This window comes from Crocosphaera sp. UHCC 0190, assembly GCF_034932065.1.
In the GTDB taxonomy this organism is placed as follows: Bacteria; Cyanobacteriota; Cyanobacteriia; order Cyanobacteriales; family Microcystaceae; genus UHCC-0190.
Window position 1 is genome coordinate 339096 of record NZ_JAYGHP010000001.1, and the last position, 23746, is coordinate 362841.

General features: G+C 40.2%; 20 protein-coding genes, 1 tRNA gene and 1 pseudogene. 8 read left to right on the plus strand and 14 right to left on the minus strand.

Annotated features, from left to right (window positions below):
* Positions 1-3 precede the first annotated feature (3 nt).
* The 6 genes from VB715_RS01630 (at position 4) to VB715_RS01655 (ending at position 11845) form a co-directional block, all read left to right on the plus strand.
* Positions 4-633, plus strand: coding sequence for a DUF3365 domain-containing protein (locus VB715_RS01630; protein ID WP_323299450.1), 630 nt, complete (start codon positions 4-6; stop codon positions 631-633).
* Positions 634-729: 96 nt separating this feature from the next.
* Positions 730-4101, plus strand: coding sequence for a methyl-accepting chemotaxis protein (locus VB715_RS01635; protein ID WP_323299451.1), 3372 nt, complete (start codon positions 730-732; stop codon positions 4099-4101).
* Between the two features lie 53 nt (positions 4102-4154).
* Complete coding sequence (locus tag VB715_RS01640; RefSeq protein ID WP_323299452.1) at positions 4155-7526, plus strand: hybrid sensor histidine kinase/response regulator; 3372 nt, start codon at positions 4155-4157, stop codon at positions 7524-7526.
* A gap of 56 nt (positions 7527-7582) precedes the next feature.
* On the plus strand, positions 7583-8107 hold the full coding sequence (locus VB715_RS01645) for a chemotaxis protein CheW (RefSeq protein ID WP_323299453.1): 525 nt from the start codon (positions 7583-7585) through the stop codon (positions 8105-8107).
* 156 nt (positions 8108-8263) lie between these two features.
* Complete coding sequence (locus tag VB715_RS01650) at positions 8264-9514, plus strand: polysaccharide biosynthesis/export family protein (protein WP_323299730.1); 1251 nt, start codon at positions 8264-8266, stop codon at positions 9512-9514.
* A gap of 129 nt (positions 9515-9643) precedes the next feature.
* Positions 9644-11845 carry an ATPase gene (locus VB715_RS01655; RefSeq protein ID WP_323299454.1) on the plus strand — a complete coding sequence of 734 codons (2202 nt, stop codon included), beginning with the start codon at positions 9644-9646 and terminating at the stop codon, positions 11843-11845.
* A 9-nt stretch (positions 11846-11854) separates the two neighbouring features.
* On the opposite strand, the gene VB715_RS01660 is transcribed toward VB715_RS01655, so the two are convergent.
* Entirely contained in the window at positions 11855-13483 is a 1629-nt protein-coding gene (locus VB715_RS01660) for a CocE/NonD family hydrolase (protein ID WP_323299455.1), read from the minus strand.
* Positions 13484-13523: 40 nt separating this feature from the next.
* Positions 13524-13985 carry a YbjN domain-containing protein gene (locus VB715_RS01665; RefSeq protein ID WP_323299456.1) on the minus strand — a complete coding sequence of 154 codons (462 nt, stop codon included), beginning with the start codon at positions 13983-13985 and terminating at the stop codon, positions 13524-13526.
* Between the two features lie 148 nt (positions 13986-14133).
* On the opposite strand from VB715_RS01665, the pseudogene VB715_RS01670 reads away from it, so the two are divergent.
* A pseudogene (locus tag VB715_RS01670) lies at positions 14134-14247 on the plus strand (TetR/AcrR family transcriptional regulator); the annotation flags it as partial.
* Between the two features lie 47 nt (positions 14248-14294).
* Here VB715_RS01670 and accD read toward each other — a convergent pair.
* The 6 genes from accD to VB715_RS01700 form a co-directional block, all read right to left on the minus strand.
* Entirely contained in the window at positions 14295-15239 is a 945-nt protein-coding gene (gene accD / locus VB715_RS01675) for an acetyl-CoA carboxylase, carboxyltransferase subunit beta (RefSeq protein WP_323299457.1), read from the minus strand.
* A gap of 43 nt (positions 15240-15282) precedes the next feature.
* The gene (locus tag VB715_RS01680) at positions 15283-15510 is read right to left on the minus strand and encodes a hypothetical protein (protein WP_323299458.1); all 228 of its coding nucleotides are present in this window, start codon (positions 15508-15510) and stop codon (positions 15283-15285) included.
* A gap of 68 nt (positions 15511-15578) precedes the next feature.
* The gene (locus VB715_RS01685) at positions 15579-16388 is read right to left on the minus strand and encodes a prepilin peptidase (protein ID WP_323299459.1); all 810 of its coding nucleotides are present in this window, start codon (positions 16386-16388) and stop codon (positions 15579-15581) included.
* Positions 16389-16395: 7 nt separating this feature from the next.
* Entirely contained in the window at positions 16396-16638 is a 243-nt protein-coding gene (locus VB715_RS01690) for a hypothetical protein (RefSeq protein ID WP_323299460.1), read from the minus strand.
* A gap of 212 nt (positions 16639-16850) precedes the next feature.
* Entirely contained in the window at positions 16851-17006 is a 156-nt protein-coding gene (locus VB715_RS01695; RefSeq protein WP_323299461.1) for a hypothetical protein, read from the minus strand.
* Positions 17007-17244: 238 nt separating this feature from the next.
* Positions 17245-17316: transfer RNA gene (locus VB715_RS01700), tRNA-Val, on the minus strand.
* Between the two features lie 54 nt (positions 17317-17370).
* Here VB715_RS01700 and VB715_RS01705 point away from each other — a divergent pair.
* Positions 17371-17925: a metal-binding protein gene (locus tag VB715_RS01705; RefSeq protein ID WP_323299462.1), complete on the plus strand. Its 555-nt coding sequence runs from the start codon at positions 17371-17373 to the stop codon at positions 17923-17925.
* 40 nt (positions 17926-17965) lie between these two features.
* Here the strand turns inward: VB715_RS01705 and nuoK are convergent, their stop codons facing one another.
* From nuoK to VB715_RS01735, 6 genes are all read right to left on the minus strand, one after another.
* A complete protein-coding gene (nuoK, locus tag VB715_RS01710) occupies positions 17966-18277 on the minus strand; it encodes an NADH-quinone oxidoreductase subunit NuoK (RefSeq protein WP_323299463.1) in 312 nt (103 codons plus the stop codon).
* Between the two features lie 36 nt (positions 18278-18313).
* Positions 18314-18940, minus strand: a complete 627-nt coding sequence (locus VB715_RS01715) for an NADH-quinone oxidoreductase subunit J (protein WP_323299464.1) — start codon at positions 18938-18940, stop codon at positions 18314-18316.
* 140 nt (positions 18941-19080) lie between these two features.
* Positions 19081-19665 carry an NAD(P)H-quinone oxidoreductase subunit I gene (gene ndhI, locus VB715_RS01720; RefSeq protein WP_323299465.1) on the minus strand — a complete coding sequence of 195 codons (585 nt, stop codon included), beginning with the start codon at positions 19663-19665 and terminating at the stop codon, positions 19081-19083.
* A 41-nt stretch (positions 19666-19706) separates the two neighbouring features.
* Positions 19707-20825 (minus strand): NADH-quinone oxidoreductase subunit NuoH, encoded by a 1119-nt coding sequence (nuoH, locus tag VB715_RS01725; protein ID WP_323299466.1) that lies wholly within the window; start codon positions 20823-20825, stop codon positions 19707-19709.
* Between the two features lie 218 nt (positions 20826-21043).
* Complete coding sequence (locus tag VB715_RS01730) at positions 21044-22279, minus strand: NAD(P)/FAD-dependent oxidoreductase (RefSeq protein ID WP_323299467.1); 1236 nt, start codon at positions 22277-22279, stop codon at positions 21044-21046.
* On the minus strand, positions 22279-23736 hold the full coding sequence (locus tag VB715_RS01735) for an MBOAT family O-acyltransferase (protein ID WP_323299468.1): 1458 nt from the start codon (positions 23734-23736) through the stop codon (positions 22279-22281). The genes VB715_RS01730 and VB715_RS01735 overlap by 1 nt, the downstream gene beginning before the upstream one ends.
* Between the last annotated feature and the right edge of the window lie 10 nt (positions 23737-23746).

The window sequence follows — 23746 nt, forward strand, 5'->3', positions numbered from 1 at the left end:
AAGATGATCCACACAATCATAACCCATATTCGACGATTTAAACTGCCTCTGCGCTTAGTTGCCCTGATGTTATTAGCTGTCACCAGTTGGTTTGTTGTTGTCTCTTGTAGTAGCCTCCAGGCAGGGCAAGGGGGAGGAAACTTAGCCCCAGATGTGATCGCTGACTATATTTATCGCATCATTAAATCCGAACGCACGGTTTACGGAAAATATGTGGTTCAGCGACTCAAAGATGAAAATGTACTGCGGGCCTCGGAACATTGGCAACAGGATAAATCTTTACCTCTACCCGCTCAAATGTTTCGCATGAGTTCTGAATTAGCCTCTGAAAATAGTCCTTTTAGCTATGGTGCTATTTCTCCTTGGAGTCTCAATGAAAACAACCAACCTAAGACTGAATTTGAGAAAAAAGCAATGGATTCGATCTTGCTCACAGGATTACCTTTTAAAGATTATCAAACCAAAGATGGTAAACGCTATTACTCAGCCCTCTATCCCGATAAAGCGATTTCTGCTGCTTGTATTGATTGTCATAATCAACATCCTGTTCACAAACAACGTTATCCCGACAAAGTCTTTAAAGTTGGAGACGTAATAGGAGGGATTGTAATCAATTTACCTTTAGATCAGTAAGTAATCATAAGTAATAAGTGTAACAAGTACAAAAATTATTACTTATTACTTATCACCTACCAATCATTAATTATCAAATAATCACTATCAACTATTATGCAGACTCCAATTATACCCACCTCTTCTTCAGAACCCACGCCCCCAACTTCGAGATCCCCCAACCCCCATCTAATGGCTACCGACAAGGCTAGTCAAGCAAAAACTACCATCAGCCAGGTGAAACCCCTCAAAAAGTTTTACGATTTGCCAGTCAATTGCAAAACCCAAGTCATTACCGCTTTAATGTTTGCCGCTTTAGGGGGTTTAATTGGATTAGGATCAACAGCCTTAGTGGGAAGTTTACGGGCCCAATTATTGAATCAGACTAAATCTCAATTGGCTGTCACCGAGCTTAATTATAATAATAATTTACAAGAAACAGGGTTAGTATTTAGCTCCCAAGCAGAAAACCCAACCATTATTGAAGCAGTTAAAACCTTAAACCAAGGACAGTCATTACCTCCCGATGTTCGCCAACAAATTAACACTATTCTCAAAAATGAACAAGAACTCCGTCAACTAGAATATGCCACCTTTGTCGGCAAAGATTTACGCATTATTGCCAATGGAAATGGTAAAAATATCGGACAAACTTTTAATCCTAATAACTTAGTCAGTCAAGCTATTGAACAGCAAAAGCAAATTCGTACCAATGAATTAATTAGTTGGGATGAACTCACAAAAGCCAAAATCCCCTTACCAGCAGGAATCACTAGCCAAGATGCCCTAATTCTCTATACTATTACCCCAGTTAAACTACCAGGCAGTCAAACCGTGATCGGAGCCTTAGTCTCAGGGGATATTGTTAACGGAAATTCAGACATCGTTGAGAAAACCGTTGAAGCGTTCCAAGGGATAGGCTATAGTGCTGTGTATCTCTACAATCCCGACAGAGATGAATTTACCGTCGCTACAGCTTACGAGGGAACCGAACTCAGACAATCCAGTTTTAACTTACCCCTTCTTAATAAATCCATCTTAAAAAATGCTGTAGAAGCCAAAGGACAAACCGTTTACCAGCGCACTCATTTAGATGGCCATGCTTATACCCTGGCGACTAAAACTTTACCAAATTACAATGGGCAATCAGTCGCCGTTTTAGTTTACGGTGATCCGGAATTTGATTTAAACCAGATTCTCAAACAAGGCTTAATTTTGCAATTGGAGCTATCACTTGCTATCCTCACCCTAGTTGTGGTGGTAGTAGCAGTTATTGTCCAAGCTATCACAAAACCCCTGCAACGACTACAGCGAGTCACTAAAGAATTTGCTGAAGGCAACTATTGCGCTAGAGCAGAGGTTGTTTCTGAGGATGAAATCGGACAATTGGCGACTTGTTTTAATCAGATGGCCGACAATATTGCTGCTAATGATCGTCATCTTCGCCAAAAAACGGAAATGTTTCGCTTTTTAGCCGAACTTTCTCCCCCACAAACCATTGAGCCAAAATCCCTAGAAGATTGGTTTAATCAGGCCTTGACCGAGGCCAGACATCTCATTAAGGTTGATCGTTTATTGATTTATCGTTGGGACAATGAAGACAAGGGGCGTATTGTTAACGAGTCCGTAGCTCCTGGTTATTATTGTCTTAGAGAGCAAAAAGAGGACTATGCTCTAGTCCCTTCAGCCTTGTTAAAAGAAAATTCAGCAAATGCTTTCGATGGCACTGAGATAACCTCAGAACCTGAATTCAAGCAATTGCTGGAACGTTTAGAAGTCCAAGCTAATCTTATTATTCCTATTTTCAATCAAAATAAACCCTTTGGCTTTTTAGTCGCTCATCACTGTGCTAATTCCCATCAGTGGCAAGAAACCGAAGTTGACTTCCTTAAACAGTTTGTTAACCAAATTCAAGTCACCTTAGAGCGGGTAACGCTTACCCATCAAGAATCCTTAGAATCAGGATTAGCTCATGCTTTAAAAAATATTACCCTGCAAATTGCCAAAGAATTTTTAGCGGATAATTTGTTTGATCTTGTTGTTCAAGGCAGTCGAGAAGCCCTCAAAACAGATCGGGTCATTATTTATAGTTTTGATGAACATTGGCAAGGAACGATTATTGCGGAATCCGTTAACCCCCTTTATCCCCAAGCTTTGGGCAAACAAATCCCTGATCCTTGTTTTGCCAAGTCTTTTGTTGAACAATATCGTCAAGGTCGTGTCAAAGCCCTTGATAATATTCATAAAGTGGGGTTAAATCCCTGTTATCTGAAACAGTTAGATGCTTTAGAAGTTCAGGCTAATTTAGTTACTCCCATTTTAATGGCCGGGGAACTCATCGGCCTCTTAATTGCCCATCATTGTGAAAGTCCTCGTCCTTGGCAACAATCAGAAATTGATTTCTTGACCCAAGTTTCTCTACAAATTGGGGTAGCCTTAGAACGGGCTAACCTCTTGGATGAACAAACAATGGCACAACAACAACAACGGGTTGCCAAAGAACAATTACAAGCAAGGGCCCTGGAATTATTGAAACAAGTTGAACCCATTAGTCAAGGCGATTTAACCGTTCGGGCCCAAGTGACTGCCGATGAAATTGGGACGATCGCTGATTCTTATAATTCTACGGTGGAGAGTCTACGGCGCATTGTTCGTCAGGCCCAAACTGCTGCCCAAGAATTCTCTCAAACTACGGAAAATAATGATAGTTTAATTCAGTCTTTGGCGGGTGAAGCTTTGCGTCAAGTTGAACAATTGACCTTAGCGGGCGATCGCTTAACGGCCATGACTCATTCTATTAATTCTGTGGCGGAAAATGCCCAAGCCACTCAAACCGCTTTCCAGCAAGCCAGTCAAAGCGTGGTAGCAGGGGAAAACGCCATGAATCAAACTGTTGCGGGGATGATGGCTATTAAAGAAACGGTGGCAGAAACAAGTAAGAAAGTACAACATTTAGGAGAATCTTCCCAAAAGATTTCTAAAGTTGTTAGTTTGATTGGTCGTTTTGCGGCTCAAACCCACTTACTCGCTTTGAAAGCCTCCATTGAAGCGGCTCGGGCCGGAGAAGAAGGACGAGGTTTTGCGGTGATCGCTAATGAGGTGAGAACCTTGGCCACAAGTTCAGCCGAAGCAACTGCTGAAATTGAAACCTTAGTTAATAGTATTCAATCAGAGACAAAAGAAGTACAAGAAACGATGCAAACGGGAACTCAACAAGTTTTAATGGGAACCCAATTAGTGGAAGAAACTCGTCAAAGTCTCAATCAAATTACTGTCGCCAGTCAGCAGATTAATCAGCTAATTAAGTCTATTTCTCAAGCTGCGATCGAACAGTCAAGCAATTCTGAATCAATGAATGCGGTGATGGTGGAAGTTTCTTCTATTGCCGAAAATACTTCAGTTTCTGCAACTCAATTATCTGATTCTTTCCAAGAAGTTCTTTCCCTGGCGAGCCAACTTCAATCGAGTGTAGAGCAGTTTAAAGTTTAGTTATTATCAATCCCTTAACCCCTAAACCCCGTCCCCTATTCCCCATCCCTAAAATGCTGAATCCTGACATCCGCGATCAAGCTTATCAATTTTTTATCGAAGAAGCCCCTGAACTTCTCCAAATCATTGAAACAGGTTTATTAACCCTAAAAGAAGAGCGTAGCACACCCAAAGTCCATGAAATTATGCGGGCGGCTCATTCAATTAAGGGTGGGGCAGCGAGTGTCGAACTAAATACCATTAAAATCCTGGCTCACCGGATTGAAGATATTTTTAAAGCTTTATATGATGAGACGGTTGAGATTGATAATGATGTAGAAAGTCTTTTATTACAAGCTTATGATTCTCTAAGAAATCCTCTCATCCAGCAAATCGAGCAGGGCAGTTTTGATGAAGAAGCAGCCATAACAGCAGCAATGCCTATCTTAGAAGCCCTTGAAAGCCTTTTAGGGGATAGCATGGCTCAAGGGGATCAATATATGCCATCTTCGGCAGATTTAGGGATTGATATTGTTTCTTCGCTGTTTGAGGTGGATGTAGCCCAGGGGTTAGAACAGTTACAGACGGCGATCGCTACTAATAATAACGCACAAATTGCTCAAGAATTACGCAATCAGGGGGATGTTTTTCAGGGATTTGCCGAATTATTGGGTTTACCAGGGTTTGGGGCGATCGCGCAAACTGCGCTCACAGCCTTAGATAATAATCCTGAAGCGGCTTTAACCATTGCGAATTTGGCCTTAAAGGATTTTCAAGAGAGTCATCATTTAGTCTTAGTAGAAGGCGATCGCATTTCTGGGGGTCAACCTTCTGAGGATTTACTAACATTAGCCCAAGGACAAATCCTCAATCCAGTTAATACTACCCCAACTCAAGTACATACCGGACAAATTTTCTCCTTAGATGATTTATTTCAGGATGATTTTGAGGACAATGCAACAGCTTTCCCCTATCAGATAGTAGAAAATAATCTAGAATCTTTGGAAGTCACGGAGGAAGAGTCTTTCCCTTTAACTGCTTTAGAAGAAGAATCGAATTTCTTCGATGCACCGCCGTTAGATGATGTTTTTGGCGGAACCTTAACCAGTTTAGAAGAAGAAGACTTTTCTGATGTTCCTCTCTTAGATGATGTATTTGGTGAGGCTATTTCCCTCACAGAAGCATCTGATGATTTTTCTTTTTCCTCTAATTTAGATGATGTATTCGGTAATCTTGAAGAAACCTCATCAGAATCTTTATCATTAGATTTAGATGAGACTGAAAGCCGAGAAAATATTGATAACTTCATCGAATCTGTTGAGGATATTTTTGATAAATTACCTCCTTTAGAAGAGCAATCTATACCGTCTAGCCCAGTTCAAAAATCAAAATTTACCACATCTAGCAAGTCTTTTCATTCCACCCGCTCAAAACGCACTTCAAAAAGCCGTTCAGGAACAACAACTAATTCAGAAAAAGATGGTTCAGAAAAACAAAAAGCAGCCGGATCTAATCTTTCCGTTAGGGTTGATTTTAACCGAATCGAAAAGATGAATAATTTGGTTGGTGAATTAGTAATTAATCGTAATAGTTTATCCCTACAGAATGATCAGTTACAAGGAAGAGTTAAAGAATTACTTAATCGGTTTAGTTATTTTCAAAAAATTACAGGAACCCTACGACAACTTTCTGATCAAATGTTAGTTGCACCTGAACGTTATGGAGCAATGAATGTCCCGTTAAAACCGACAAAACAAGGAAGTAATCTAGCAACAGATTTTGATTCTTTGGAGATGGATTCTTATGGCACTGTTTATTCTATTGTACAAAGTTTAGTTGAAGAAATGATGCAATTAGAGGAATCAGTCGATGATATTGTTTTATTTGCGCGGGCCTCTAATCAAACCTTAGAACAACAGCGTCAAATGCTCACTAACCTCCGAGATGAATTAATGTGGGCAAGAATGCTACCATTAGGGGAAGTGTTAAATCGCTTTCCTAGGGTGTTACGAGATCTCTCTAATAATTATCATAAACCCGTTAAATTAAAGTTAACAGGGACAGGCGTATTAGTTGACAAAGCTGCTTTAGAAAAATTATATGATCCCTTACTTCATTTATTACGAAATGCCTTTGATCACGGCATTGAACCCCCAGAAATTCGGCGACAATTAGGCAAACCAGAACAGGGACAAATTGAAATTAGAGCTTATCATCAAGGCAATCAAACCATTGTGGAAATACGAGATGATGGGAGCGGTTTAAATTTAGAAAAAATTGCTAAAAAAGCGGTAACTGTTGGTTTAGTAACACCAGAACAAGTGGCGGTGATGTCTAAAGAATTCCTACAAAACTTAATTTTTGAACCAGGATTTTCGACAGCTACTCAAGTAAGTGAATTATCAGGGCGTGGGGTTGGTTTAGATGTTGTGCGAGAACAATTACAAATGTTAAAAGGAATGGTTGCTGTTAGTTCAATTTCAGGCAAAGGAACAACATTTACCCTCCGTTTACCCTTAACCTTAACCATCGCCAAACTGTTAGTTTGTTTGATTCATCATGAGGGCCATGGCCAAACCTCAGCAGTCGCCTTACCATCAGATAGTATAGAAGAAATTATTATGCCCGAAGCTGAACAAATTAAAAAGTCAGGGAATCAACGCTTTTTAAGTTGGCAGCGTCAAATTATTCCCATTTATCCCTTAAGTCGTCTGTTAGACTATCGTTGTCCCTTTCCTGAAGGCTTTACCAGTAAGGCATTACAGGGGATATCAACTCCTCAGGATTGGGGTTTACCCTTACTAATTCTCCGACAAGGGGAACAACTTTACGCCCTAGAAGTAAATCGTTTGGTAACAGAACAAGAATTAGTCATTAAACCCTTTGGTCAAGCGATGGCTTCCCCTGCTTATACTTATGGATGTACGATTTTGGGGGATGGAACCTTAATTCCGGTTATCAATGGTAGTACCTTAATAGAACAAACCCTAGATCCAGTTCATACTTATGGGGAGACTGCTGAGATTATCCGAGATGTAGGACGGGTTGAACCCTCAATTCCGGTGCCAATGGTTCAAAATCCCACCGTTTTAGTGGTAGATGACTCAGCCGCCCTCAGACGAACTTTAGCGTTAACCTTACAAAAAGCAGGGTATCGGGTTTTACAAGCTAAGGATGGGCGAGATGCCCTTGATCATCTGCAACAGAGTTCAGCAATTAACCTGGTAATCTGTGATGTGGAAATGCCCAATATGAATGGGTTTGAGTTTTTAGGGCAACGTCGTCGTGATCCTGAATTAATGAAAATTCCTGTCGCTATGTTAACCTCTCGCAGTAGTGAAAAACATCGTCAGTTAGCAACCCATTTAGGGGCCAGTGCATACTTTACTAAACCTTATATTGAGCAACAGTTCTTAGAAACAGTGAAAAATATGATTACTCAGTAGGGAGTGAGGATGTGACGAGACAAATTTCCCATTACCCCATCACCCATTAACTAATTATGACCAACCCAACGATGACTTCCTCTTCCCTGGCCAGTCTTGACCCCTATTCAGGAAAAACCACCAACCTCCGTCGTAAATTGCTTATTTTTCAAGTTGGTAAGCTTAATTTAGCCTTACCTGTGGAATTTGTGCAGAAAATCCTACATTATAGGCCGATGGAGGGCAGTGGAACTACAGCCGTTGGTTTGATTCATCTTGACGATCAAGAAATTACGGCGATTGATCTTCATAAACGCTTATTTAAAGTAAGTCAAACTCAAGCATCAGGACGACAGTTTCTTATCCTGGCGAAAAATAGTATTGATGAGCAATTTGGGATTCTTGTGTCCCAAACCCCTAGCTTAGTGGATTTGCCCCTCTCCCAAATTCGGACATTACCGGATTCTTATCGGCGTGCTGATACCTTGGATATGGCCAGTCATGTAACAAGGGTGCAACAAATGGAGCAACTGTTAACGGTATTTGTTTTAGATGTTGATCGTTTAGTGCCACCCATCGGCATTGGAGATTTTGTTTTTTAAGCTAGAATGATTTTAGTTTGTTCCTGCTCCTCACTCCTCAAAAAACCTGAAGAATTGCTATATTAGCAAGGACAATTGTTTAATCCCAAAATTCTCTGTATCCAGGTTAAACAAAATTGGTCAATTGTGGTGATGAGTAAAGTGAAAACAATGAACATGAGAATTACGGAGATTCTTTATCCACCGATAAAGACAGCCCTGAATCCGCGATTATGGGCTTCAGTTGTTTATGGTATTTCTAATAGCCTAGTCTTTTGGAGTTTCGCCCAAGGACTATTCGTCCCAGCAAGTTTGGCTCAAGGTTCCTCAAAGAAGTCCTCAGAACCATTTTGGGTATCTCAGTCTCCTCCTCCTACCTTCAGAAACGAGGATATCCCACCGGAAAACTCTGGGCCGCCATTATTTGATGTGAATACATCAGAACAGTTTAATCTCTATCGATTGGCGATCGGAGATGTAGTAAATGTTAGTGTTCGAGAGTTTCCTGAGTTCAATTTTGGTGGAATTATTGATCCTGAAGGCAGAATTCGGGTTCCCTTTCTTGGACAAATTTCTATCGTCGGCCTCACATTAGATGAGGTAGAAACAAAAGTTGCTTATGAGTTGGGGCAGCGTTATCTTCAGGAAGAACCAGAAGTCATTGCCGTACTCGGACAACCTCGTCCTGTTCAACTGACCATCTTAGGAGAAGTTACCCGTCCTGGCTATTATTTTTTTGGCCCTGGTGTCACCATCAATAATGTGATCACCTCTGTTGGGGGCAGTACCCCAAAAGCTGATTTGCGTTCAGTCATTGTGCGTCGTTCCTTGGTAGATGGAACTTTACTCGAAGAAAGAGTCGATTTGTATACACCCCTAATTCAAGGGAAACGTCTCCCAGAGTTTCGTTTACAGGGAGGGGATACGGTTATTGTCTCTCAACTGCCCGTGGGACAAAAAGACTACGATCAGACCCTCATTGCTAAGACAAATTTGGCTCAACCAACGATTATCGTTCGTGTTTTAATCCCTACCAATCCCATTGGATTAGCGGTGCGTAACTTATCCCTTCGTAATGGTAGTACCTTCTTAGATGCAGTTGCCACCTTACCCCCAAGTATTCCGTTGATTACCCAAGAAGAAGTAACCCTCTTGAGATTTGATCCAGAACAGGGCAAAGTTGTTACCCAAGGACTCAATCCCATTGGAACCGTTGAAAATTTAGATGTGACGCAATATGTTACTCTACAAAATGAAGATGTTATCGTTGTCAGTCGTACCTTGTTAGGAAAAGTGTTGGGAGCCTTTCGGGTTATTACACAACCGATTCGGGATTTATTGGGTTTTAGTAATTTTATTATTGGACTGCCCAACACCAACTTTGATGGCAACAATAACAACAATAACAATAACAATTTTAGATTCTAAAAGATTCCTTCATAGGGAAAAAACTTCATGGGATAATATAACTTGATTATGCAAATTATTGTGAACTTTCTTCTTTAGTTAAACAACGGTTTAAAATAGTAACATCTATAACTTATATTCTTAAAATCTATGGCTCCCCCTATTGTTAAACGATTTGCTATTTCTTTTCAACAAAATTACTGGCTAGGATTGTTAACGATGCTGGCAGGTTTTGGCATTTCCGGCATTGTAGCACTACAACCCCCTGCCCCCCCACCATCCCCTACTTATAAAGCCGCGGGACAATTGACATTTTCCGAACCCCCTCCGGCCTTTACCACCACCGGGACGGAACTCCAGGCACAAGGACGGTCAATTAGTAAAAATATGCTGTTGTCCGAACGAGTTGTTAGGAACGTGATGGAGCAATTAAAGCTTAAACCGGATGAAATAGTCAAAATTCGGGACAAAACCCTACAAATTCAAACCCCTGAACCCGCAAAAAAAGGTGAAACCCCATCTTCTATTATTTCTTTGGAGTATACCGATCAGGAATCTCCCACGAGGGCAACTCTGATTTTAGAAACCTTTATGAAGGAAATGGTAGACTACAGCCGTTGGCTTAATACCTCTGAATTACGAAGTCGCATTGAGGCTCTCAGTAAACGCTTAGATCAAGTGCAAAAGGATCTAACCGCGGCTGAAAATCGCTTTTATCGTTATATCTCTCAAGAGGGTTCGGATTTATTAGCCATTCAAGATGGTAGTCTTTTTAGTGGGATTACCAATAGTCAACAAAGACAAAGAGAGCTACAATTAGCTCTCCAAGAAGTGGAAGGTAGGATCAATAATCTCATCAGTCAATTAGGGTTAACACCAGAACAAGCATACACTTCAGTCGCGTTGAGTGCCGATCCTTTATTAGCCAATTTACGGGCCCAAATCTTGCAAACAGAATTACAGTTGGAGCGTCTGCAACTCGACTTAAAGCCTGAACATCCCACCATTGTTAGATTACTGAAGCAAAAACAAGTCAACGAAAAGTTATTCCAAGAGAGGGCCCAAGAATTAATGGGCGCGAGGAATTTAACTCCTGTCCCTCTCGCTCAAATTCGTCAAGATAGTAGTCTTGATCCCAGTCGGCAACAATTAGCCAGTCAATTGTTAGTTTTACAAACACAACGGGCGGGTTTATTTAAACAATTACAATCTGTGGTTAAAACGGAGCAACAATTACGGGAACAGTATGAAAAGTTTCCTGATAAACAGTTGCGGCAAGCAAAACTGGTACAAGAAGTGGAATTTCAACGGATTGTTTATCAAAATATTTTAACGGCTTTAGTGGATGCTCAATCGGCAGAAGCAGAAACTGTGGGCAGTCTCTCTGTTGCTATTCCGGCTACTTATCGACCAGCGGCCCCAACGGAACCCACCCAGATAAATCGTTTATTGATTATTGCAGCCGGTGGTGGTATCGGTCTTGTGGCGGGTTTTGGGGTGATTCTCTTGCTGGCGTTACTGGATGATCGTTTACATACTCCCCAAGAAATTCGAGATGCTTTGGCTGATCGAGAGGTTCCTTTGTTGGGACAGTTACCGTTTATTTACAGTTCTTTATATCGAGAGGATCTCAGCCCGATTTTATTGGAGGGAGAGTCGGGAGATCTCAGTTTTTATGAACGACTTCGCAGTAATTTACGCCGTTTGGGGTCGGATGCGTCTAAGGTGATTCTGATTACCAGTATCGCCAATGAGGAAGGAAAAAGCGCGACGGCCTACAATTTGGCGATCGCTTGCGCCCATGCGGGAAAACGGACGTTACTGGTGGAGGCTGATCTGCGGGCCCCGTCTAAAGCGGAATGGTTAGAGGTGACACCTGATCCTAATGCGAGTTTAGAACCTTTGCGCTATTATGGCGATCGCAGTGATGCCATTGATCTTGTGCCTGGGGTGGCTAATTTATACGTTTTACCGAGTCCAGGGCCCCAACGTCAAGCGGCCGCAATCATTGAATCGAGTGAGTTACAATTGCTTCTCAAGGACGCAAGGGGGCGGTTTGATATGGTGATCGTTGACACCCCTTCTTTGTCTCGTTGTAATGATGCCCTATTATTAGAACCCCTGAGTGATGGACTGATGTTAGTCACCCGTCCAGGGGCAACCCGTTCTAGTTTATTAAATGAAGCGATCGACCAATTATCGGATGCAGAGGTTCCCGTGTTAGGGGCAGCCATTAATGCGGTTGAGGATCTCGTTCCTCCAACGCCAGAGGTTCCTGATCTTAATGGTAATGGGGCGGCTCAATTTGTTGAAGATATAGAAGAAATAGATAGTCCCGTCGGGGTTAATTAAGGAAATTCTTTAACTGCTTATAGGTAAACTAATTTTAGAGGGTTTATCTGGCCGACTTGTCACAGTTAAGGTGATAATTTTTGCTTCGATCAATCGTTCTTCTTTGGGTAATTTTCCGGTTCCTGTATTCAAGGAATAAGCTGGAAAACAGGCCCCACTTAAACTTAAGCGAAGACAATTTCCTTTACTAATTCTCATACAAGTTGCTTGTAAAGCAATTTTGTGAGGTAATTCATCAGAATCTACTCTCATATAGCCCTGACTAAAATTATCGACTTTTCCATCAGGAAATACCTCAGATAAGACAGCACAAATATCAAAACTTGGGGCATCTGCTATACAATAAATCTCTAAAAAAGGCTCACCAATAATTTCTAAATCTTCAGTTAAGGGTTGAGAAGTATAGGTCAAAACATCAGAACGACTATCTACACTAGAGCGATCAAAAGATCCTGATGGAATACTAGCATGACCTCCCAAAGAAGGAACAGGTCGCCACGGATCGTGAACTATAATATCCATAGATATTGCCTTGGGAACATTGTCGCTTAATTGTCCATCATCCTCTCGAATACTAGCTAATCCTTGACTGAATAAATAATAATAATGATAGTTGTTAATCGGGAAATTATCAAGGGTTCTCCATTTATCACTTCCCATTTCAAATAATAGCACAGAATCGAAATTTAAGGGAGAATTATCTTGATATTTTAGGAAATAATTAAACCAATTAATTTGATATTGATCAATAAAACTAATGGCTGATTTTGTATAATTAATTGAGCCGACTTGTGGACTCCAGGGAAGATGTCCCCAAGGGCCAATAATCAGATGTTGAAGAAGTTTACTACGAGTTTTCATAGCTTTATAAAGATTCAATGTTCCTCGTAGATAAGGATCAAACCATCCCCCAATATGTAACATCGGTAAATCTAATTTATCGATGAAGGTTTTCGGAGATAATTTTGCCCAATAATCATCAGGATAAGGATGATTTAACCAGTCATGATAAAAAGAATCAGGGGCAACTTCTTTAAGTAAATTAGGATAGGCTGGAATGGGATCATATAAAGGTAAATTATGAGAAGCTGCATAGAGTTTTTGAAAAGCAATTGTATCCCCTTGTAATCTAGCAGTTTCTGCGGCTAATTGTATTGCCCACCCTAAATTTGTCTGTAAACAAAAAGCCCCATTTTCATAACCCCAATCACTATATAAATCATAAGCAATCATGGCCGGACAGATAGTTTTTAGTGCTTTTGGTTTAGTCGATGCCGCAGATAATTGAGTCATTCCTTGATAAGAAAAGCCGTACATTCCCACGTTTCCCGTACTGCCTGGTAATTGAGAAACCCAATTTATAGTATCTAAACCGTCCTCTATTTCATCAGCAAATAATTCAAATTCTCCTTGAGACGTGCCTCGACCTCTGACATCTTGAATAACCACAATATACCCTTGGGCAGCATACCATGCGGGGTGAGCATAAACTACGGTAGAAGCAATTTTTCTGCCGTAGGGTTGACGCATCAATAGGACAGGAAAAGGCTCAGAACTTTGGGGACGGTAAATATCAGAATCAAGGCGAATTCCATCCCTTGTTATCAGGGATAAGGTTTCTTGTTTAATCTGAAACATGATCTGTGAAGAGTAAGGAAAATATTAATTTTGATCTTGCTTAACTTCCCCCAAATTTTTCCTTAAGAATTTCATGATTATCATCAGCAATGGTAGCCACTAAAGTGATAGCGCGAGAAATTTCGACTGGGGATAAATCAGCAACAGCGCGTTGAGTTAAAACAACCACTTGCTCATTCATGATACCGAAACGAGTTTCTAAGGTTTCTGCCCAATTCATTTCTAATAATTTCCGCATCAACCCCGGTTCATCTTTAGCAGGAAGGGTTAAAACAGGGGACCAAACTGTTAATAAATCTTCGTCAGTTTCTCCTGTTAGTTGAACATAAGTTTCTACACTACCGTAGTTAAATTTCCAGAGATGTCCTTGTTGATTCTGATAAACCATTGCACTATCATTTTGTTGTAAACTGCCGATAACAGTTTCTATTACGTCTTGATGAGTGCCATGGGTGCTGGTAAAATTATCTGCTAAGGTCGGTTCAGTGGTTGAATAAGTCATCGTTTATACCCAATCCTTGGTTAATCAATTAGATTTTATTCTTATTATCTCCTGACAGGGGAGTCAGAAGACAACATTTTATGAAGATATTCTAGATCAGTCTCCAACATAGGAGAAAATAGCCATAGTTGTTGCTACCCCTTTAAAATTGGGAATGTTTGCGATCGCGGGGTTATCTTCTGAGACAATTATTGCTCCCCAACCATCTCCTAAAGCGTTACAAGATATAGCGGAAGGTATTTCAGATATTTTTTTAAAGTAAGGCACATTTGCCTGGCTAAAACGCATTTAGGATGCGTCAATAGCCTATTATCCTTGTTGAGCATCTAATTTCAACAAAACATCTTCCTCTTGATGTTTAACATGAACATTCAAAGGTTGAAGAACGGGAAAAAAGGGCTGATGTAAACTAATTAAAGAGGCTAAGGTTTTCTTTAACTGAGTACGAGGGACGATCGCATCTACAAAGCCATGTTTTAATAAATACTCCGAGGTTTGGAACCCTTCCGGTAACTTTTCTCGTAAGGTTTGTTCAATTACCCGTCGTCCTGCAAATCCAATCGTCGCATTCGGTTCCGCAATAATAATATCACCTAACATCGCAAAACTGGCTGTTACCCCTCCCGTTGTCGGATGAGTTAAGACTGGAATATAGAGTAATTTTCGATTACGATGGCGTTCTAGGGCCCCTGAAATTTTGGCCATCTGCATCAAACTTAACATTCCTTCCTGCATTCGCGCCCCACCAGAAGCACAAATAATCACCACAGGTATGCGTTCCTCCGTTGCGTGTTCAATGAGACGACAGAGTTTTTCCCCCACCACAGACCCCATACTGCCTCCCATAAAGCGGAAGTCCATCACCCCTAGGGCCAAGGGTAAACCATCAATTAACCCCGTTCCCGTTTGTACCGCATCGATCAGACCTGTTTTTTCCTGAGTGTCCTTAATGCGATCGCTGTAGGATTTGCGATCATAGAATTTTAGGGGATCAGTGGGTTCTAAATGAGTATTCAGAGGTTTCCAAGTCTTATCATCAATTAATTGAGCAATTCGTTCATCGCTTTCTACCCGAAAATGATGGCCACATTCCGTACAAACCAATTGATTTATCTTGAGGTCTTTGGTATAAGTTAAAGCAGTACAGGCTTCGCACTTTGTCCATAGGCCATCGGCAATTTCCCGTTCTTGCTGTTGTTGTTGAATGGGGGGTTCTGACTTTTCTTGTTTAGCAAACCAATCAAATATAGACATAGATCGATAACAATATTAACGATAATTTTGAGGGAGGATTTTGTTAATCTTCTTCCGGCGCACTTAATAATAACAATGCTGTCCACTGATCAGGTGAACAAACTTGTAGGGCTGCCTGAGATCCTTGACCACAATAGATCCCAATGCCAATATCAATGACACGGCTAGGAATATCATAGGCGGCTAGGAGTTGCTGCATTAATTCAGCTTCCCAACGGGCCCTTGTAGTTTTTACGGTAATCCAAGCCACAGAATTCATTTTATCAGTCATGATGATGATTAACTTAAAAGTCAGAAGTTATTCATTCTTGATCGCCTCTATAAAGATAAGCGATTTGCTTAGATCATGGGGAAGAAAATTCTGATATAAGTGGATACAATGGTTTGCCCCCAAAATAGGGTTAAAATTGCTCCCAAGGCTAAGAATGGGCCAAACGGAAAGGGATCTCCGCGATCGAGTCTTCTCAATAACATTGCCCCACCCCCAAATAAGGCCCCGATACCACAGGCCAAAAAACTGGTGAGTAACAAATATTTCCAGCCTAACCAGGCCCCAAGCATGGCCGCTAATTTGGAGTCACCTCCCCCTAATGCTTGTTGTTTTAAAATAATCGTGCCACCAAATCCAATCAAATCAAATAGCCAAATTCCCAAAACTGCGCTACCAATACCCGTCATCAAGTAATCTGCTGTTTGATTCGTTTGCCAACCGATCACCCCTTGAAAGATTAACCCTAAAACTAACCCAGATTTGGTTAAACTTCCAGGTAAGGTCATGGTATCAAAATCAATCATGGAGAGGGCAACTAACCAACTAACTAACACCCAATAACCGAGAGTGACTAGGGTAAATTGGAATTGCCAAAAGACCAGACAAAATAGAAGGGCTGTTGTTGCTTCTATTAAAGGATAGCGTATAGAAATGGGGGCGTGACACCAACGACAACGGCCCCGCAACCATAACCACCCCAACACGGGGACATTTTCGGTTTTTCCGAGACGATGTTCACATTTAGGACAACGGGAAGGGGGGTGAATGAGGGAAAGTCCCGCAGGTAAGCGATAGATAACGACGTTAAGAAAGCTACCAATACAAGCACCGAAGGCGAAAACAAAGGGGAGGGTGATACTAGCAATGAGTAAGTCCATATTTGTGTTAACCTTGGTTTTCTTCAACTGTTAAGATAAGTGGTTGACATACTAAAACTACATTATCGCCTTTCCCTGCTGATTCGGGTTCAAACTTTAACAGATATTGATGAAGTAACGGCAGGAATTTTTCAACAAAATAAACTTCTAATAGAAATCCTAAAATACTTTTAATACCTTCGTGACTTTCCCACAAATCCCAGCCTATCCTCCTCCTTAACACCAGAATTGCTGATTTGGCTATAATCAAAACAGACTTGATGAAGAAGCGTTATGTTAACTAAATATATTGCTACAGCGATGCAAAAAGCAACTTATGAGTTGCTAGAGGATGGAACTTTTGGCTCTCCCGACATCTTGGTATAAAATGTATAATCAGCTACAATACTTAAGATGGTGGGTTACGACGCGGATTAAAACTTATTAGTTTTTCATCAAAATCATAGCCGCGTCTAACCCACCCTACGAATTATAAGCTTTACTTATCACCACAAGTACGGGAGAGCCAATTTCAATTCCAGATTTTTCAGTAATAATATATTGATTGATAACTCCGCCGCTAATATCTCCCTGAATACCCTTAAAATCTCCGCCAATTTCTGAATAATAGGTTTTCATGTTTTTTGGCTAGGAAATTTATTTTGTACAACTACTTAACTTCATTTTTTGAATAGCAACCTCTTTAAAATCTTCCTTAACATTAATATTATACTTACCTTCTTTTACTCCTTGAGGATCTTTTATTTGATACTCCGACTAACTATAATATGGTTCAATATTAAGCGATAACACTTAATATTTGAAAGACCCAAATCTGTAATTAATGACAGATTTGGGTCGCTTTTATCTATAATTATGGGCGATACTGGACTTGAACCAGTGACAGCCTGCTTGTAAGGCAGGAGCTCTACCACTGAGCTAATCGCCCGAACTCATGCTTTACTAAGATAACACATATTGCTCAAAATACAAAATTTTTTTTATGCCTTCTGGTCGCACCCACGATCGCATTACGGTTTTAAGCTTACCTGGCCTCGCTTTGGTAGGATATATCTTCACCCGTCGCTTTGACTTAATTCTTTGGTTTAGCGGGGCTTATTTGTTCAGTGGGTTGATGTTTGGCCCAGATCTCGATATTTACTCCCTTCAATATAAACGATGGGGAATTATTCGCTGGATTTGGCTACCCTATCGCTCTTGTCTCAAACATCGTTCTTTTTTCTCTCATGGGTTTTTGGTGGGAACCCTGCTTAGGGTGGTTTACCTATCTACTATTGTGATGATTCTGGCTATATTTGGGGTTGCGATCGCCCAACTATTTTGGGGGTTTCCTTGGAATTGGCAAACTTTTAGTTATAATACCCTGACTTTAGTGACAACGGACTATGGTTTAGAAGCGATCGCCCTTTGGGTTGGGTTAGAGTTAGGGGCCATGAGTCATAGTATCAGTGATCGCCTGGGAACAGCAATCAAACGTTCTCAAAAAAAGACTAGATCTCGTACTCCTAAACGGAAAAAAATAACCCGACGAAACTAATCTCATCGGGGAAAAAAGAGGGCAAAACTTTCTCAGCCTTTTACCATTTTAGCAAATTAAATTGCTCCATGTCCGTTGTTTCTCGGTTACGATAAATCGCCAAAACAATCGCTAAACCGACTGCTGCTTCTGCTGCGGCAACGGTAATCACAAATACGGTAAAAACCTGACCTTTAATGCCAACTGGATCAAGAAAATTAGAAAATCCGATTAAATTAATATTTACCGCATTTAATAATAATTCAATGGACATTAACACGCGAACTGCATTGCGACTGGTCACTAATCCATAAATTCCAATACAGAAAAGAGCAGCAGCCAGTAATAAACAAAACTCCAATTCTACTTGCATAATACCTCGTTTTCACTCAACAAAATTAGGATTTTCTTAGTCTGAAGATTTAGAAGCAGTTAACTCTCTTGCTTCTAATTCCGTGAGACGTTCGGGTAAAGTCAAGGAAGTAATTACCCCTTCTTGAGTTGTGGGCAAAGTATCAGGAATAAAGTCACGACGGGCCAGAATAATTGCCCCTACCATGGCCATTAATAACAAGACAGAAGCTAATTCAAAAGGCAGGAGAAAATCACTAAAGAAATGCTTTCCAATCTCCACAACTGTATTCTCAATCATCCCTGGTGCATTAGTTTCGATTGACCAAGGGGTAATAAAAATCATGGTAGCCAGTAAGACAAAAATTCCCCCACAAACTAAGGCTGTTGCTGCCTTGCGTATCCAGCGTCGAGGTACAGTTGAATAATCTTGTTTTTTGTTCACCAACATGATAGCAAACAAGATTAAAACATTGACGGCTCCCACATAAATTAACACTTGAGCCGCGGCCACAAAATCAGCATTTAAGAGAATATAAATTCCTGAAATACTGAGAAAAACTCCCCCTAATAAAAAAGCAGAATAAACAATATTAGAGAGTAAAACAACGCCCAAGGCAGTAGCAATTACTAACCCGGCTAAAATTGCAAAAGAAACCACTTGAACGCCTTCTGCCAAATTCACTATCTTTGATGCTCCTTTTTTTCAGTTGATAGTTAATAGTTAATAGTTGATAGGTCATAGGATTTTAGATGTTGCATTTATGTTCAATTTCCAAGCTAAAATCTTTGGGTCATTGTTAATTCCTATCAACTATCTCGCCCTTAAGATTTCGTCTCTTCGATAATGTCTTCAGGACGTTTCCCTGAGCGTTGACTTCCTACGGGTAAATCATGAGGATCAAGAACCCCTTTCGGTAAATATCCTAACTCTCGTAAGGGAGTCACCATCGGGTCTTGAGTCACTTTATAGGGTAAGCGTCCGAGGGCAATATTATCATAATTTAATTCATGACGATCATAGGTTGCCAGCTCATATTCTTCCGTCATGGATAGACAATTTGTGGGACAATATTCAACACAATTGCCACAAAAAATACAGACCCCAAAATCAATACTGTAGTGTTTGAGTTCTTTCTTTTTCAATTCCTTATTAAATTCCCAATCGACGACAGGAAGATTAATAGGACAGACACGAACACAAACTTCACAAGAAATACACTTATCGAATTCATAGTGAATTCTGCCCCGATATCTTTCCGAGGGAATTAACTTTTCGTAGGGATATTGTACAGTAACGGGACGACGACGCATATGATCAAAGGTGACAGATAAACCTTCGCCGATATACTTAGCCGCCTCAACCGTACCTTTGGCATAATCGCTGACTTGTTTGAGAATCTTGAACATAACGGTTATTGACTGAGTCGTTAACAACAAACAGAGAATAATTAACCACCAAATGCCACAGGAAACGCTAATTTTAGGGCGGCAGTTAATAATAGATTAACAAGAGAAACGGGTAAAAGGAATTTCCAGCCTAAATCTAACAATTGGTCAATTCGTACGCGAGGAACCGTCCAACGCATGAGAACGGCAATAAAGATGAGAAAATAGGCTTTAAGTACGGTCATAGTAATGCCCAAAGCGGCAGTAATCACCTGTAACCAAGAACTGGTTTCACTCACCCCTAACCAACCTGCTAATTTATCTAGGGGAACGGGAAATTCCCAACCTCCCAAATACAGGACGGCAAAAACGAGGGCAGATAACACTAAGTTAACGTAAGAAGCCACATAAAATAAGCCAAACTTCATCCCTGCGTATTCTGTTTGGTATCCGGCCACAATTTCTTCTTCTGCTTCCGGTAAATCAAAGGGAAGACGTTCGCATTCTGCCAAAGCTGCGATCCAAAAGATCACAAATCCCACAGGTTGCCGCCAAATATTCCAGCCTAAGATACCGTAACCTGCCTGTTGTTGGACAATATCAATGGTGCTGAGACTATTAGACATCAGGACGATCGCCAAGACAGCAAACGCTAAGGGAATCTCATAACTGATCGATTGTGCCGCGGCCCTTAACCCACCTATCAGGGAATACTTATTATTAGAAGCATAGCCAGACATCAATAAACCAATAGGAGCAATACTGGATAAAGCAATCCAGAGGAAAATTCCTACATTGAGGTCAGTAATGATTAAATTTTGACCAAAGGGGACGATTAAATAGGAAAGAAAGACAGGTAATACCACTAATACCGGCCCCAATGTAAATAACCAAGGATCAGCTTTGGCGGGAATAATGTCCTCTTTAAACACCAATTTAATGCCATCGGCCACGGGTTGCAACACTCCGAGAGGGCCGGCATATTCAGGGCCAATGCGTTGTTGGGCGGCGGCGGAGATTTTTCGTTCTAACCAAACCACCACTAATACCCCAACTGTTGCCCCAATAATCATCAAAAAGGAGGGCAAAGGAATCCATAAAGCCTTTGCGACTCCACTAGAAAGCCCTAATTGTTTGAGGGATTCGATAAAACTTGCTTGTAGGTCAATTCCTGTGTTCATCTTGTTTAATACAGGTTATAAGTTCAGAATTTCCATAGGGAAAAGGCGAAGGAATCTAATCCATTCGCTGGTTATATAGCATCCTTGCTTAGTATATCGTTGTCTGCTGGATAGTCCCGTAAGTTTTATATAATTTCCTGCTATGGGAGATATGGCCAAGACTCATTAGTGGAATTTTAGAGGATTGGAAAGGAGCGATTTGAGAACCCGTTGCTATATTAACTAGATTTTTGAGACAATAATTGAGTAATTCTCCAACGGAAAAAACGACGGATTTTTAAGCCAATTTTCTGCACAAAATTTCTTAATACCTGGAGTCGATGACGCATCGTTGGTAGACGGAAAATATAAGCCAACCTTCTGATCATTCCCCCTAATTGTCCATCAATATTTAAAAAGAAACTAGACACAATGGCTGTTCTACTTCCTAATGTTAACATATCCCCTAAATGGAGATAATGAAAAGATTTTAAAGGTTTTCCTTCAATGGCAGCCGCAATATTCTTAGCGGCACAACTTGCCTGTTGATAAGCGACTTGAGCCGTGGCAGGAAGGGGCTTATTTTTATTACTTATTTGAGCTAAATCTCCTAAGGCAAATACCTCTGGATAATCAATTAATTGTAAACTCGGATTAATGAGAAGTTTATCACCACCACTATGTTGACAATTTAAGGTTTTAATTACTTGTCTTGATTGGGTTCCTGCCGCCCAAATCACGAGATCAACTGGCAAACTTAAATCTTGTTCAACGTGGGTTAAATGAAGAGAATCTGCGGTTATTTCATTCACATCTGTGGTCAAATATAACTGCACACGACGGGAACCTAAAGCACGATAGGAAGCTGAACGAACTCCTTGAGAAAACCCTTTTAAAATTTGATTTCCCCGTTCTATTAATAAAACTTCGGCCCGTTTTCCTAAACGATCTGCTAACTTACAAGATAATTCTACGCCATTGGGGCCACCCCCAATTACGGCCACTCGTAAATATTTCCGTTGTGAGGTTTCTAAGAGATGGATTTTAGCTTGTAACCTTTCCACATCTTCTAAGGTACGAAAGGTTAAAGCATGATTTTTTAAACCTGGAATATCCGCCCAACGGTTTTGGGTTCCTAATCCTAATACTAAATAATCATAACTCAGAAAATCATCATTGTCTAATTCAACATTACGACTATCAAAATCAATTTTTTTGATAGTATGCTGACAAAACTGTATAGGGGTTCCTGCCAACAATTTTTGATAGGATGGGGCAATTTCCCACCGTTGTAATTCCCCTGTAATTAATTCGTATAATAAGGGAGTAAATAAAAAGCGATCATTGCGTTCGACTAAAGTAATGCGCCATTGACCTGATTTTACTTGAGGAAAGTGGCTAAGGTATAAAGCAGTATATAAACCGCTAAAACCGCCCCCTAAAACGCAAATATTGATGACATTTTTGTTATTCATTAGAATTCAAAGTAAATAAACTCTGATGGTGTGTTGGCCGCTAAGAGAATTGTTAAACCCAATAAAACAGGTGATAACCACCGAGACAATAATAAATCATATTCAAATTTACCTTGCCAAACAGCGATTTGTTCCATCACAAGAATAAAGGTTGATAATGCGAGGACAAAAAGCAGGGCTAAGGTTTCATTAATACTATACGACCCGAAGACAGCTTGCAAGTTATTTAAAGAATAAGCACTAGGAGTCACTAAAGTCTGTAATTTAGTTAACAGTCGGTGGCTATTCGTTTCCATAAAGAACAGACATCCTAATGTTACTGAACTAAAGGTCAAAAACCAAGAGACAACTTGTGGACGGGGAATATAGTTACCCAGGAACCCGTAAAAAGGGCGGCCTAGATATCTCAATACTAACAATAATGCGCCGTGATAAGCTCCCCAAATAATAAAATTCCAAGCTGCACCATGCCAAAATCCTGATAAGGTAAAGGTTAAAAATAGATAGAATGCCGCCCATTTTTTATTAGAACCCATTAAGGGCAAAAAGACATAATCTCGGAACCATGTACTTAAGGTAACGTGCCAACGTCGCCAAAATTCATTGATACTTTGGGAAGTATAAGGAGCTAAAAAGTTAACGGTTAATTTAACTCCTAAAAAGTAAGCAAGACCAACAGCAACAAAACTATAACCTGCAAAATCAAAGTAAATTCTTAGGGTAAATAATAAGGCAAAAAACCAAACAATCCAAGCATTATCTGCAATTTTTAAATCAATATAAGGAGCGATATTATCGGCTAAAACAAATTTCATAAAAAAGCCGAGAGATATCCATTTCAGTCCTTTTTCAAAGTTCTCTATGGTAAATTTGAAGCGAAAAGATTCAATTTGAGGTAATAAATCTTTACGACGCTCAATGGGACCAGCAACAATTTGAGGAAAGAAAGAAACGAAGTTAACATAATCAATAAAGCCAATGGCTTTCTTTTTCCTAGCTGTGGAAGAATCTACGACAAAAGCAACCATTTGGAAGGTATAAAATGATAGCCCAGGCGGAATTCGATTACTAACAGGAATAGGCGATAATTGTTGCCAGTTTTGAGGAATATTGATCAATAAACCGACCACATCTTCGACAAAAAAGGTAAAATATTTAAAATAGGCTAAAATAGCGATATCAATAATAATAACAGTGGTAGCAATGGCTTTGGCTTTTATTCCTTGACAGCGCAGCATCCAAGCAACCATCAAGTAATTAAAAACAAGCTCGGCAATAAAAATAATGAAACTTGGGCGGCTAGCATTAAAAAATAAAAGAAGAGATAAAGCAAGTAAGCCAATACTATCAAAAAAACCTCGCCATAGATTAGAAGACTTAGCGAGGAAGCGAACCGTAAAAAAAGGAACACTAAACAGGATTAAGATCCACCAAAATGAAAAATCAGAGTAGTTCATAAATAACTTG

What these genes read in the sequence shown, in the direction of transcription:
- VB715_RS01630 (WP_323299450.1), top strand. Translation starts at nt 4, where the DNA reads ATGATCCACACAATCATAACCCATATTCGACGATTTAAACTGCCTCTG.
- VB715_RS01635 (WP_323299451.1), top strand. Translation starts at nt 730, where the DNA reads ATGCAGACTCCAATTATACCCACCTCTTCTTCAGAACCCACGCCCCCA.
- VB715_RS01640 (WP_323299452.1), top strand. Translation starts at nt 4,155, where the DNA reads ATGCTGAATCCTGACATCCGCGATCAAGCTTATCAATTTTTTATCGAA.
- VB715_RS01645 (WP_323299453.1), top strand. Translation starts at nt 7,583, where the DNA reads ATGACCAACCCAACGATGACTTCCTCTTCCCTGGCCAGTCTTGACCCC.
- VB715_RS01650 (WP_323299730.1), top strand. Translation starts at nt 8,264, where the DNA reads ATGAGAATTACGGAGATTCTTTATCCACCGATAAAGACAGCCCTGAAT.
- VB715_RS01655 (WP_323299454.1), top strand. Translation starts at nt 9,644, where the DNA reads ATGGCTCCCCCTATTGTTAAACGATTTGCTATTTCTTTTCAACAAAAT.
- VB715_RS01660 (WP_323299455.1), bottom strand. Translation starts at nt 13,483, where the DNA reads ATGTTTCAGATTAAACAAGAAACCTTATCCCTGATAACAAGGGATGGA.
- VB715_RS01665 (WP_323299456.1), bottom strand. Translation starts at nt 13,985, where the DNA reads ATGACTTATTCAACCACTGAACCGACCTTAGCAGATAATTTTACCAGC.
- accD (WP_323299457.1), bottom strand. Translation starts at nt 15,239, where the DNA reads ATGTCTATATTTGATTGGTTTGCTAAACAAGAAAAGTCAGAACCCCCC.
- VB715_RS01680 (WP_323299458.1), bottom strand. Translation starts at nt 15,510, where the DNA reads ATGACTGATAAAATGAATTCTGTGGCTTGGATTACCGTAAAAACTACA.
- VB715_RS01685 (WP_323299459.1), bottom strand. Translation starts at nt 16,388, where the DNA reads ATGGACTTACTCATTGCTAGTATCACCCTCCCCTTTGTTTTCGCCTTC.
- VB715_RS01695 (WP_323299461.1), bottom strand. Translation starts at nt 17,006, where the DNA reads ATGAAAACCTATTATTCAGAAATTGGCGGAGATTTTAAGGGTATTCAG.
- VB715_RS01705 (WP_323299462.1), top strand. Translation starts at nt 17,371, where the DNA reads ATGCCTTCTGGTCGCACCCACGATCGCATTACGGTTTTAAGCTTACCT.
- nuoK (WP_323299463.1), bottom strand. Translation starts at nt 18,277, where the DNA reads ATGCAAGTAGAATTGGAGTTTTGTTTATTACTGGCTGCTGCTCTTTTC.
- ndhI (WP_323299465.1), bottom strand. Translation starts at nt 19,665, where the DNA reads ATGTTCAAGATTCTCAAACAAGTCAGCGATTATGCCAAAGGTACGGTT.
- nuoH (WP_323299466.1), bottom strand. Translation starts at nt 20,825, where the DNA reads ATGAACACAGGAATTGACCTACAAGCAAGTTTTATCGAATCCCTCAAA.
- VB715_RS01730 (WP_323299467.1), bottom strand. Translation starts at nt 22,279, where the DNA reads ATGAATAACAAAAATGTCATCAATATTTGCGTTTTAGGGGGCGGTTTT.
- VB715_RS01735 (WP_323299468.1), bottom strand. Translation starts at nt 23,736, where the DNA reads ATGAACTACTCTGATTTTTCATTTTGGTGGATCTTAATCCTGTTTAGT.